This window comes from Veillonella sp. 3913 (genome assembly GCF_003992235.1).
In the GTDB taxonomy this organism is placed as follows: Bacteria; Bacillota; Negativicutes; order Veillonellales; family Veillonellaceae; genus F0422.
This window is the reverse complement of sequence record NZ_RQVF01000005.1, coordinates 1-12385: the sequence shown is the minus strand read 5'-3', so window position 1 is coordinate 12385 and position 12385 is coordinate 1. Positions and strand designations below refer to the sequence as shown.

General features: G+C 41.8%; 11 protein-coding genes and 5 tRNA genes. 15 read left to right on the top strand and 1 reads right to left on the bottom strand.

The genetic code is table 11. The annotated features are described in order from the left end of the window. Positions 1–8 precede the first annotated feature (8 nt). The 14 genes from EO113_RS06355 to EO113_RS06295 all read left to right on the top strand — a co-directional run bounded on the left by EO113_RS06355 (position 9) and on the right by EO113_RS06295 (position 8637). Positions 9–890 carry a prephenate dehydrogenase/arogenate dehydrogenase family protein gene (locus EO113_RS06355; protein WP_127135836.1) on the top strand — a complete coding sequence of 294 codons (882 nt, stop codon included), beginning with the start codon at positions 9–11 and terminating at the stop codon, positions 888–890. Positions 891–1202: 312 nt separating this feature from the next. Continuing rightward, a complete protein-coding gene (locus EO113_RS06350) occupies positions 1203–1613 on the top strand; it encodes a hypothetical protein (RefSeq protein ID WP_127135835.1) in 411 nt (136 codons plus the stop codon). Beyond that, complete coding sequence (locus EO113_RS06345; RefSeq protein WP_127135834.1) at positions 1610–2953, top strand: MATE family efflux transporter; 1344 nt, start codon at positions 1610–1612, stop codon at positions 2951–2953. Before EO113_RS06350 ends, EO113_RS06345 begins: the two co-directional genes overlap by 4 nt. A 331-nt stretch (positions 2954–3284) precedes the next feature. Then, complete coding sequence (locus EO113_RS08180) at positions 3285–3446, top strand: hypothetical protein (RefSeq protein ID WP_164726343.1); 162 nt, start codon at positions 3285–3287, stop codon at positions 3444–3446. Positions 3447–3711: 265 nt separating this feature from the next. After that, positions 3712–4758: a nicotinate-nucleotide--dimethylbenzimidazole phosphoribosyltransferase gene (cobT, locus tag EO113_RS06340; protein ID WP_127135833.1), complete on the top strand. Its 1047-nt coding sequence runs from the start codon at positions 3712–3714 to the stop codon at positions 4756–4758. Then, positions 4751–5815 (top strand): nicotinate-nucleotide--dimethylbenzimidazole phosphoribosyltransferase, encoded by a 1065-nt coding sequence (locus tag EO113_RS06335; RefSeq protein WP_127061796.1) that lies wholly within the window; start codon positions 4751–4753, stop codon positions 5813–5815. Before cobT ends, EO113_RS06335 begins: the two co-directional genes overlap by 8 nt. Before the next feature lie 44 nt (positions 5816–5859). After that, entirely contained in the window at positions 5860–6183 is a 324-nt protein-coding gene (locus tag EO113_RS06330) for a nucleotidyltransferase family protein (protein WP_127135832.1), read from the top strand. Then, positions 6158–6463, top strand: a complete 306-nt coding sequence (locus EO113_RS06325; RefSeq protein ID WP_009352799.1) for a DUF86 domain-containing protein — start codon at positions 6158–6160, stop codon at positions 6461–6463. The genes EO113_RS06330 and EO113_RS06325 overlap by 26 nt, the downstream gene beginning before the upstream one ends. A 238-nt stretch (positions 6464–6701) precedes the next feature. Then, positions 6702–6776 (top strand) — tRNA-Gly (locus tag EO113_RS06320). A gap of 10 nt (positions 6777–6786) precedes the next feature. Further along, positions 6787–6862: transfer RNA gene (locus tag EO113_RS06315), tRNA-Asn, on the top strand. 27 nt (positions 6863–6889) lie between these two features. Beyond that, positions 6890–6965 (top strand) — tRNA-Lys (locus tag EO113_RS06310). Between the two features lie 10 nt (positions 6966–6975). Further along, positions 6976–7050 (top strand) — tRNA-Glu (locus tag EO113_RS06305). Between the two features lie 3 nt (positions 7051–7053). Next, positions 7054–7129 (top strand) — tRNA-Val (locus EO113_RS06300). 134 nt (positions 7130–7263) lie between these two features. Next, positions 7264–8637 carry an LPO_1073/Vpar_1526 family protein gene (locus EO113_RS06295; RefSeq protein WP_127135831.1) on the top strand — a complete coding sequence of 458 codons (1374 nt, stop codon included), beginning with the start codon at positions 7264–7266 and terminating at the stop codon, positions 8635–8637. A gap of 150 nt (positions 8638–8787) precedes the next feature. Here EO113_RS06295 and EO113_RS06290 read toward each other — a convergent pair whose 3' ends face one another. Continuing rightward, positions 8788–9498: a Crp/Fnr family transcriptional regulator gene (locus EO113_RS06290; protein ID WP_009352800.1), complete on the bottom strand. Its 711-nt coding sequence runs from the start codon at positions 9496–9498 to the stop codon at positions 8788–8790. A 254-nt stretch (positions 9499–9752) separates the two neighbouring features. Here EO113_RS06290 and hcp point away from each other — a divergent pair, with 254 nt between their 5' ends. Next, positions 9753–11318, top strand: a complete 1566-nt coding sequence (gene hcp, locus EO113_RS06285; protein ID WP_009352798.1) for a hydroxylamine reductase — start codon at positions 9753–9755, stop codon at positions 11316–11318. The last annotated feature ends 1067 nt before the right edge of the window (positions 11319–12385 follow it).

The window sequence follows — 12385 nt, the reverse complement described above, 5'->3', positions numbered from 1 at the left end:
AGGAATAGATGGCACGAACGGTTGGTATTATTGGATTAGGATTGCTAGGGGCCTCTCTAGCAAAAGCATTACGAGCATATACGACATATGATGTCATCGGTTACGCGCGGCGTCAGGAAATTTGCGACCTCGCCTTGGCTGATGGTTGTGTGTCACAGGCTTTCACAGCGGTAGAACCTGTTATCACCGGCGCAGACATGGTCGTGTTTGCCTTGCCGCCACAAACAAATAGTGAACTTTTTGTGAAAGTAGCCCATCTGTTTCAGGCGGGGCAAGTGGTGACCGATGTGTCCAGTGCGAAAGATGAATTTGCTCATGCCGTGTACGCTCATATCCCAGAGGGCGTTCACTTCGTGTCCGTGCATCCTATGGCGGGTTCTGAAAAAGGTGGCTATGAAGAAGGCCATAAAGACCTCTTTCAGAAAATGGGCTGGATTGTCCTAGAAGATGAGGAACAACCAGCATACGATGCCACAGTGGCACAGGAACTAGCCGATATGGGGCGTGCCGTAGGGTCTCGTATCGAATACGTGGACATGAAACGCCACGATGGGTGTTTGGCTATGGTGAGCCATATGCCGCATATGTTGGCATCCGTCATGATTACCGCCGTAGGTAATGATGAACTGGGAGATAAGCGCATGAGCTTGTCGGCGGGAGGCCTACGAGACAGCACTCGTACCGCCAGTGGTTTGCCGAGTATGTGGCAAGAAATTATCTACGGAAATCGTACGAATGTGTTGAAAGCCATTGAACAAGTAGAGCAAGAATTAGCTGCTGTAAAACAATTGCTCCATGCGGATGACAATGGAGATAGTTTAGGGCAGTACTTAGAGCGAGCGAAACAGATACGAGATCGTTTGCCGAGTCTGACAATCGATAAGAACTAATATATTTGAAAGTGCAACCTCGCTCTTTATCCATGCCTGCCCATAGATAAGAGCTAATGTGCTTGATAGTACAACCCAGGTACCTATCCATATCTTTGCTTAGTAGTGAAATAGCGTGAACGATGCATGCATTGCAATGTAATACGAGGGAAGGCTTTCAATATAGGCTATACGCATAGCCTGTGATATAATAGCAATAGATGTTTGAATGAAACAGGGCATGTCTATGGGAGAACTTTCAGCATGGTCTTATAAATGTGGAATAGTAAGAGATAGATATAAAAGACAAGCATAGAAAGGAGCGATAGTAAGATGGACACAGCACAAAGTATAGTGGATCAAGTGCTAGAGGAAGTACAAAATACACCAGGTGTAGGGGTAGACAATCCCTTGGAAGTGGCGAATCAAGCGTTGCAAGACACATTGGGAGCGAGTGTCATCCCTGAGGAGTATTGGCCTGAGATTGTATCTTGGGTATCCGAAACGGGTTTAGATACAGTCTATTTAGACAGTCGTGACCGTATAGGTGCATGGTGGGTGTCTAAAGAAGTGCGCTCCATGGGATATACCTTGAATTTTACGAAATGCAGTCAGGTACCTAGTGAATGGTTTCCCGAGGGAGAACATTGGAAAGAAGCTGAAGTGGAGGCACGGTATCGTCTAGTGGCTGCTTGGGAATCTTTAGTGGAGAATGGCGCATTAGAGAAGGTTGAATTAGAATGAAAGTAACAAAGAGCGTATCTTTATCTGTGGGGGCACTGAGTGTCCCTATCTTTATAGAATTATTTTTACAAATGTTATTGGGTAATGTGGACCAATTTATGCTCAGCCAGTATGCAGAAACGGCGGTGGCAGCCGTAGCCAATGCGAATCAGATTATTAATGTCATCTTGTTTTTGCTTATTGTGATGAGTACGGCGACTACCATTTTGATTGCTCAATATTTGGGAGCTAAGCGCCCGGATAAAATCGACGAAGTATACACCATTAGCGTTGTCTTTCATACGGTGTTTAGCGTTATCGCAGGGGCGGTAGTCATTATCTTTCATCAGACTCTCTGTGAATGGCTTGGCGTACCTCCGGAGATTATGGAAGAAACCACACTCTATTTGAATATCGTGGCGGCTAGTATTCCTATTACAGGTATCTACACAACCTATGTAGCTGTATTTAGGGGGCACTCCATGCCTCGTATTGCTATGTGGATTGCCCTTGTCATGAACGTGGTTCATATTATCTTGAACTATGTACTCATCTACGGCTGGGGACCAATTCCAAGCCTGGGGGTATTAGGGGTATCCTTGTCGACGGTCATTAGTAAGGCTTTGGGACTAGGTATTATTATCTGGTGCCATCAGTCTTTGTTGACAGCCCGTATGAAAGTAGAGTATCTTCGCCCATTCCGTTGGGAAACGCTACGACAATTGCTGTTTATTTCCGTACCATCCGGAGGGGAAACCTTGTCATACCAACTGTCACAGACAGTTATCATGAAAATGGTGAACCTCATGGGGCTCGTGGTGATTACAACGAAAGTGTATGTATATATCATCGCTACTTTCTGCTATATGTATACAATTGCTTTGGCCAATGCAGCGCAAATCGTGGTAGGATTCCTTATGGGGGCTAAACGAGAAGAAGAAGTGTCCCGCCGTGTGTGGCTCACAACGGCAGCAGGCGTTTCCATTGGTGTCGGATTGAGTACCTTCTTTTATTTTGCCTGTGAACCAGTGATGCGACTTGTGACAGATAATCAGGAGATTATAGATCTGGCGAAAGCTGTGCTGTTTATTGAAATTTTCCTAGAAATTGGACGTGGTGCTAATATCGTATTGGTGCAATGTTTACAAGCGGCAGGAGATATTCGAATCCCTATGTTTGTCGGTGTTTTTGGCATGTGGGCCTTTGCGGTGACTTTGTCCTACTACTTTGGTATCGTCCTTGGTTGGGGACTTGTAGGGGTGTGGATTGCCATGGCTATCGATGAGATTATACGAGCGATTATATTTGTGTGGCGGTGGCAGTCAAACAAATGGAGAGGTCGTTCGCTCATATCGGTTTAAATTCCATATCGTGAAAGCGAAGGGGAAGCCCCCATGTATTCCGCAAAAACTGCCCTACGCGAAAGTTTTTGACAGAATACACGGGGGCTCCTTTGCGTTTATCGAGGAGGAATTTAAACCGTTCTGAGCGGGGTGGCTACCTAGGGGGAAGAGTGTGAGGGTCGCTCCCATGTGTTCCGTAAAAACTGCCCTACGCGAAAGTTTTTGACAGAACACATGGGGGCTCCTTTGCATTTATCGAGAGAGGGTGATGTGAGTTGTTAAAAGGGATTAGTGTTGTATAAAAGTATGATATACTGTAGATGTGAAAAAGAGATATGGAGGTGTTTTTATGTTTAAAGATATTAATTATTGTGAGATAGTTAATGAAATACTATATGATTTAGAAGAAGAGTTGATGATAGATGAAGAACGGATTCTTCAGGCTAGACATGCACTACACCGAGAGCTGACATACGATCATGAAGTGGTCTGGGAAGAACTCGGAATCTAACCACTCCCTCCCGCTTATTTTCCCCCAGTCTGTTTCAATTTTTATAGTTTCATCTTTGCTACTGTATAGGAAGCCCACATGTATGTTGTCAAAACTTTCGCGTAGGGCAGTTTTTACAACATGTATGTGGGCGACTCCACTCTAACAACGAAATGAATATAAAAATTGAAACTGACCGAAAAATACTTTATAATGGAATCAACTTGGCATAGTCTAGGGCTATGCTTTTTTGTATTCTTATGATGGGTTTCACATAGGAGGACGTATGAGTTTATATGAAAGTACATTGGCACAGATTGTGCCACGGAATAAAGAGATTGAACGAGCAATTGGGGAACAGTGGAATAAGGGGACTCCATACGGTTCATATGGTAAGTTAGCGACGATGGTAGAGCATTATGCGGCAGCTACGAATCAAGTAAATCCAGCAGCTCCTAAGCCTTGTATGATCATCGCCTCTGGTGACCATGGTGTGGCAAAAATCGGTGTCAGTGCCTACCCGCAAGAGGTAACAGTGCACATGACTATGAACTACTTGATTCCAAAAGGGGCCGCAGCCAATGCGCTAGCGAATTATTGTGGTGCTCAAATTGAAGTCATCGACGTAGGGGTAGCGGCAGATATGTCCGCTGTGCCAGGCTTACACCATCACAAGGTAATGCCGAATGGTACGAACAACATGTTAGAAGAACCAGCTATGCCTATGGATAAAGCTATTGAGGCCGTTGAGGTGGGCATTGCTTTCGTAGAAGAGAAGGTGAAAGAAGGATTCAATACTTTCCTAGTGGGTGAAATGGGCATTGGTAACACTACGTCCAGTGCAGTCATTACAGCGAAGTTCTCCGGACTTTCAGCGAACGAAGCAACGGGACGAGGTACGAATATTTCGGACGAACGGTTGAAAGTGAAACAAAAAGTCGTCTACGATGCACTAGTAAAATATGCAGATATTCCACCTACAGATGGATTGGGTGTTTTATCTGCCGTAGGGGGCTTGGAGTTTGCTTGCCTAGTAGGTGTTATCCTAGGAGCGGCGGCAAACCATGCGTTGGTGGTCATCGATGGATTCAACACCACAGCCTGCGCCCTCATTGCGCATGCTATGAACCCGCACACCATGGATTACGTGATGGCATCTCATTTGTCCGCTGAAAAAGCTCATAAAGATGCGCTGAAAACATTGGGCTTAGAGGCCTATGTGGACCTTGGATTCTGCTTGGGTGAGGCCACAGGCGGATCCATGCAAATGCAAATGTTGAACTTAGCCGTGGACATGTTCCGCGAAGTTGCAGGAGGTGAGCACCATGCGTAATTTTGTCATCGAACCATTGCACAAACCGTCCATGGAGGAATGCCGTTTGCGCATCGACAACCTAACAAAACCATTGTATTCCTTGGCACGTCTAGAGGGGATTACAGAGCGTATGGCAGGGATTCTGAAAGAGGAAAAACCTAATAATCTTCGCCATGCTGTTGTTATCGTAGGAGCTGATATCGCTGTAGATGGACCACAAAACCAAACACATGGCGTGGAAAGCTTGAAAGCTATGGAACGGTTAGCCTCTGGACATTCTGCTACCCACGGAGCAGCGAAGAAAATTGGCGCTCCTGTGTTCTTAGTGGATGCAGGCTTAGAATTAGATACAAGTCACATCGAAGGTGTGCGTCAACATAAATTAGCCAAAGGATCTAAATTTTTCCGCATGCATGCGGCGTTGACACCTGACATCGTAGAACAAGGTTTAGAAGTAGGCTTTGCCTTGGCAGATGAATTGAGCCACAAGGGGTACCAAACGATAGCTATCGGTACTGTCGGTGAAAGAAGTTTACTTTCAGCGTTGGCAGTCACAGCAGGAATCACAGGATATCCGATGGCAGAGTTGTTGGCAGAGAATAATTGCACTTTGAGCATTCAAGAAAAGGCAAAACAGTTGACCGCCAGTTTGGCAGAACACGATTTGCCGAGCCAAGACGGCGTGCATGTATTAGCCACCGTAGGCTCTCCAGACGTGGTGGTCTTAACAGGACTTATCCTGGGGGCGGCTAGCCATCGTATGGCAGTGGTCTTCGACACGGCGGAAACAGGAGCAGCCGTACTAGCTGCAAAATGTATCAACGAAGCAGTCATGGATTACGTGTTCCCATCTGTCCATACAGGGGAACCAGTGCAAGCAGCACAAATGAAATACTTGGGAATCAAGCCGCATCTGTTCTATGGCTTTGAAATGGATGAAGCCTTAGGATCCACCATGGGGCTATCCGTCCTTGATGCGGGTATGCATATGTTAAATGATATGAAAACATTCGGCGAAGCTAGCGTAAATGTAGCCGTCGATGGACCAGGATCTAAGCGTCAGGATGGACGGTAATAGTTACTAATTATGTGGTATAATATAGAAAAGGAGGAAGTAGTATGAAAACACTTGATGAGATTCGTAACTTAATTGCTCCGGTTCTAGAGCTATATCACATGAAATCAGCCTATCTTTTTGGCTCTTATGCTCGTGGTGAGGCTACAGAAACTAGTGATGTAGATTTGTTTGTAGTTTTTGATAATGATAGTATTAGTTTGTTTGAAGTGGGCGGCCTTTTAGAAACTTTAAAAGAAGTGTTGCAAATGGATGTAGATTTGCTTACTGATGGAAATAAATTGACTAAACGATTTCAAGAAAATTTATATAGAGATATGATTCATATATATGGTGATATCTATGGAGAACAAAGATATATTAGTTGATGTATTGGATTTAATAGATAGGTTAGATGCGTCTGTTAAGCTATATAAAATTCAAGTAATTGCAGAGACATTAGGAAAGGTTTCTCAAGATTTTAAGGATAGCCATACTGAAATTCCTTGGAAAAATATTAAAGGCATGCGAAATCAGTTGTCTCATAATTATGGACAAAATAACTATAGACTTATTTGGAGCACGTATAAAGAAAAGTTACCAGAATTGAGAGAACAATTGGTGGCCATATTGGACGACGAATATGGTTTTGAAAATGAGATGTTTTAAAAAATAGTAAAGATTGTAGCAAGCTATATCCCTGATAGTGTGCTACAATCTTTTTTGTATCTTGTCTATCAAGGTTGTCTAATATATTGAAAATATAACAATATTATATGTTGATAGGATGAAGTTATCATATGCTGTTTAACAAAAAAATATTTGTTAAAAATATGTTGACAACCATCCAAATTTTTTGGTATTATAAATGAGCAGTCGCAAGAAAGAAAACCAGGATTGCATACATGCGGAAATAGCTCAGCGGTAGAGCACCGCCTTGCCAAGGCGGGGGTCGCGAGTTCGAATCTCGTTTTCCGCTCCAGTTTGTTCATTCCTCGATAGCTCAGCAGGTAGAGCAATCGGCTGTTAACCGATCGGTCGTAGGTTCGAGTCCTACTCGAGGAGCCAACTTACTTTCGGTTAGTATACTATCATGACCCACTAGCTCAGTTGGCAGAGCACCTGACTTTTAATCAGGGTGTCCCGCGTTCGAGTCGCGGGTGGGTCACCACTTACAACATGGCCCGTTGGTCAAGCGGTTAAGACACCGCCCTTTCACGGCGGTATCGGGGGTTCGATTCCCCCACGGGTCACCATATGGACGATTAGCTCAGCTGGGAGAGCGCCTGCCTTACAAGCAGGATGTCGGCAGTTCGATCCTGTCATCGTCCACCACGCTAGGAACTACCTAAGGGTAGTTCCTTTTTTATAGGTAAAAGTATGAATAGTACTTTTAAAGATACACATAAATCGGTATAATAAGGATAGTAAAGACAGATAACATTGCAGTATAACTAGGAGGATTTTCTATGGATGGATTAATAGAACTTTCATTGCGATATGGACCATATGTGGTTATTTTAGGAGTGATTTGTCTATTTCTTTTATGTTGCTACTTCTTATTTCGGGATAAGAAAGGAAGTACTAGCAACAAAATAGTGGATTCGCTATCATATGATGATCCTTATGAACACCAAAGAAGGACATTTCAAAATCCCTATGCTCTTCGAGACGAAGAACTATCCGTAGATCCTGTGGAAGATGATTTTGTAGAAGGTATAGTCTCAGAAGAATTAGTCCGTGCTGTGAAAGAACAACCGCCGGAAGAAGCAGAAGATGCGACTAGAATTATGCCAAAAGTAACGGAACGTATGATTACCGAGACGATAGAGGCTCAACCAGAGGCGTCTATTAAACTAGCTGTAAAAGAGCAAACATTACTAGATAAAGCGGTAGCTCAATATAAATCTGCATTCGGTATTTTAAATCCTGAATCTGAAGAAAAGGTTACTGAGATTACAGAAGCCATATTGGCGCAATTAGATACTGAATCAGAGGAAGAAACTACGCATTTATTTGAAAATATAGCGTTACAAGAAAGTTTATTACATGTACAAAAGGCGTATGTAGCGAATTCTACTGAGTGGATGAAAGAAATCCTCTTAGAAACTTTCAAAGATGTGGTGGAACAACCTCAATCTAGCACATTATATTTGGTAGCTGTTGATGCATTGAAGAGTTTAGTACATTTACAAGTGGGACATTTGCAAGCATTAGCTATCTCATTGATCGTACAGTATTCTAAAAATTCTAATAACTATTCGGTAGAAAATTTCCGCCATTATTTGGAAAAGTATATTGAACCATTCATGAGTGATTTGCCACGAAAAGAAGATATGTATCAACAATTAGAATATTTGCGTTGTATTTCTTTTGGGGACACTTTATCATTTCAACAAATTATGAGAAATTCCTATCCTCTTGTATTTGATTACCGTGGATTTAGTCATGAAGAGTTAGCTTTTATAGTACAAGATACGCCAGTTAAGATGCCTATTGTCGTAGAAAGTATTAACTCTTCATTATTGAAATTGATGGCTGTGGATGAATATATGTTACCTAGCTTATTCAAACGAGCTGGACTCACAGATATTAGTATCCAAAATGGGTTAACTCGTCTTGCTTTTGGTAAGGCCGTTGATTGGGATAGTACATCGTTTGATGAAGTATTGGAACGTATCTCTCCATTATTAGTGGATTTTAGTCATATTTATGATCGAGCACCGCTTAGTCGTTTGCATCTCACTTTGCTAGGCATTTATTTGGGCAGTGCTATGGTACGTGCTACTATTCACGAACAATTTGATGTATCTCCTTGGTTTGATACTTCTGGACGACACTAGGAATAAAATTGAATACAATAATCCCCTACACTTCCGGACGAAAGAATCGGATGCAGTAGGGGATTTCATGTTAATAGATGCAGAATTTACGTAGGAGAAGTGTCAGTTTAGAAGGAAAAAAGGACACTGCTAAGGCAGTATCCTTTTATATTAAAATGAAAAATCTTCGATGGTTTCAATATCCACTAACTCTACTTCTTTGCCGTGGAATTGGATAATCCGTTCGTCTTGTAAACGTCCCAGTTCACGACTGAGTGCGGTGCGGCTTACGTTGAGGACGTCTGCCATTTCTTGCCGATTATGTGGTAAGGTGAGGATGTTCTTTTTTTGCACTCGGTGAAGGTCCATAAAATAGGCAAAAATTTTCTCGCGCATTCCTTTGAGGGATAAATAATGTACTTTACGGGTCAGTTGCATAGCCTTTTCGGATAGGTCATGCATGAGATTCGTGAGCAATTGGATTTGACAAGTTTGACAGTCCGGAAATGCTTTGGTGAAAGTTTCAATCGGTAAAAACAAAACGATCGCATCTTTTGTGGCTTCAATCGTAGCAGGCCACAGAGGATGGTTACTAAAAAGTAAAGCTTCCCCGAACATTGAGGACGGCTCTAGCTCCGTTACGATAGTTCGTTGTCCTAACATGTTCTCTCGCGTTAACAAAGCACGACCTTCTAATAAGATACCAATGCCTTCCATAGGATCACCGGCGATGGCGATGAAGGAGTTTTTTTTGAAACTTTGCACTTTCACATTTGCATGGGATAAAAAAAGTGACAAATTTTCTGGTGTAATATGTGCACATAAGGGGGATTGTTGAATCGTATTCATGTATGTTTCTAATGTAGGATGTAATGTCGACATAGGACCTCCGTTAAATTAGAGAGTATACTTTATTTCTGTACTTTCATTATAGCATGAATAAAAGTATAGGGAAAACTATATAAAATGTAGCCAAGGATACGTTTTTTCTGCTTTCAGTATACTATACTAAAAACATAGATAACAAGATAATGCTATGCACTCCTTTTATAGGATGGTTGTGTATAGAAACGATATCTAAAACAAAGTATGTTGTAGGAAACATGTTTATGGGCAAAGTTCCCAAGGAGGTTATTATGAGTATGTTCTGTTTCCAATGTGAACAAACAGCGCAACCAAATGGTTGTACAGTACAAGGTGTATGTGGTAAAACAGCACCGGTTGCAAATTTACAAGACGAATTAACAGCGGCGTTGATCGGTTTAGCTCGTGCAATGCAAGCTACAGAAGTAACGTTAGAAAACGTACAATTGTTAAAACGTGGTTTATTCATGTGCGTAACAAACGTAAACTTCTCCGAAGATCGTGTACAAGAGTTTATCGATGTGATCAACAATGCGCACAACAAATTAGATGCTAATATTCCTAACTTTGATTGGGAAGAATTGTGGAAAGGTCATGAAGACATCGTATCCTTACGTTCCACATTATTATTAGGTATGCGTGGTATGGCTGCGTACGCATGGCATGCAGCAGTATTGGGCTACAATGATCCAGAAGTTGACGCTTGGTTCGTAAAAGGCCTTGTAGAAATGGCGAAAGACCACAGCGCAGAAGAATGGTTAGGCCTATTGATGGAATTCGGTGGCATCAACCTTGCTTGCATGGCGTTGTTAGACAAAGCAAATACAACTACATACGGTACTCCAGTTCCAACAACTGTACCTTTAACAGTAGAACCAGGTCCTTTCATCGTAGTAACAGGCCATGATTTACATGACCTTAAAATGTTATTGGAACAAACTGATGGCAAAGGCGTTAACATCTATACACATGGTGAAATGCTTCCATGTCATGCGTACCCTGAACTGAAAAAACATCCTCAATTGAAAGGTAACTTTGGTACTGCATGGCAAAACCAACAAAAAGAATTTGATGGCGTTCCAGGTGCATTCTTGTTCACAACAAACTGCATTATGCCACCAAAACAAACATACATTAAAAACATCTTCACAACTGACATGGTTGGTTTCGATGGCTGTGGTCATGTGGAACACAACGAAGATGGTACAAAAGATTTCTCTGCAGTTATCGAGCGTGCTATTGAATTAGGCGGTTACAAAGAGCCACAACAATTCACTGGTATCAACGGCGGTACAGAAGTAACAACTGGTTTCGGTCATGGTACAGTACTTGGCGTAGCTGACAAAGTAATTGATGCAGTAAAAGCTGGCGCTATTAAACATTTCTTCTTGGTAGGCGGTTGCGACGGTGCTAAAGTAGGCCGTAACTACTACACTGAGTTCGTAAAACAAACTCCAGAAGATACTATGGTATTGACTCTTGCATGTGGTAAATATCGTTTCAACGACCTTAACATCGGTGAAATCGGTGGCTTGCCTCGTATCCTAGATATGGGTCAATGTAACGATGCATACTCTGCGATCCAAGTAGCGGTAGCATTAGCAGGCGCTTTTGAATGTGACGTAAACGAATTGCCATTGACATTAGTATTGTCTTGGTACGAACAAAAAGCGGTATGTATCCTATTAACATTATTGTCCTTAGGTATCCGCAACATCTACATCGGACCATCCTTGCCAAAATTCTTGTCCGGCACAGTACTTGGCATCTTAGTTGAAAAATTCAACTTACATCCGATTACAACACCAGAAGAAGATATGAAAGCGATCTTAGGCTAAGACGTCTTTTGTGACGCTATGCAGCCTTGTGGTGGTGTTAACTAAATAAGATGAAGGGAAGAGCACGGCATACCCCCTCACAAACGGTATTTCATAATGTTTGTTCGGGGGCACACCGTGCTCTTCTTGTATTTGTTTGATTTAGGTAGTAAGGAACGCCACAAAGGCTGCTACTCGTAATGGCGTTCCTCTATCATTTGCAAACTTGCGCTTTGCTTAGTTTGCTGTTAGTAATGGCGTTAAGTCAATATAAACAGTACGAATAGATTATGTTATAATAAAATTACAAGAGTCATTAACGTGTTGTTAGGCTCATTTCTTCCTATTATGGGAGGAGGTGGTTGCTATGACTAAGTATGAGAAAATCTCTTTGATGATTTCTATTGCTGGTTTAGTAATTCAGCTCATTGATCTACTTAGGTAGACAATGAAAAAGCCTAACGTAAAGAGGTCTGACTACCTCACACGTTAGGCTAATTTCATCTTTATTATTGTCTTGAGATGAGCCTAACGCCAGCTGCACGTTGATGGCTCTTCTTTTGTTGTCTTAATTATAGCACAGGTTATAGGTACAATACAATCGTTTCTTGTGACGCTATGCAACCTTGTGGGAGTGTTAACTAAATAAGATGAAGGGAAGAGTACGACATATTCCGATCCGAACTGATACAGTGGTTAGCTTTGCTCCGGAACATGTCGTACTCTTCTTGCATTTTCGTAATTTGGTCAGTAAGAGGCGCCACAAAGGCTGCTACTCGTAACTACGCTCTTTAGGAGTAGAGGGGGGCTGTAAATGCATCGTTTTTCTGTCTGTGAATACAGTAAAAAAGGATAAAGAGTGAAAAAAGTTATCTTAGCATAATTTTAATGTAGTATAGTAAGTAAATTCTGTGCATAGAATGAGCATTTTGTGTAATGTTATATGAATACATGATACAATAAAAGGATGAAGTAGTAAATCCTATGCATTTTAGGTATATTTAAGATAAAATGACAGAAACTAATATATAATATGATTTTCAAATCTGTATAAAGTCATTTATAAATATTCGGATAATATATAAATT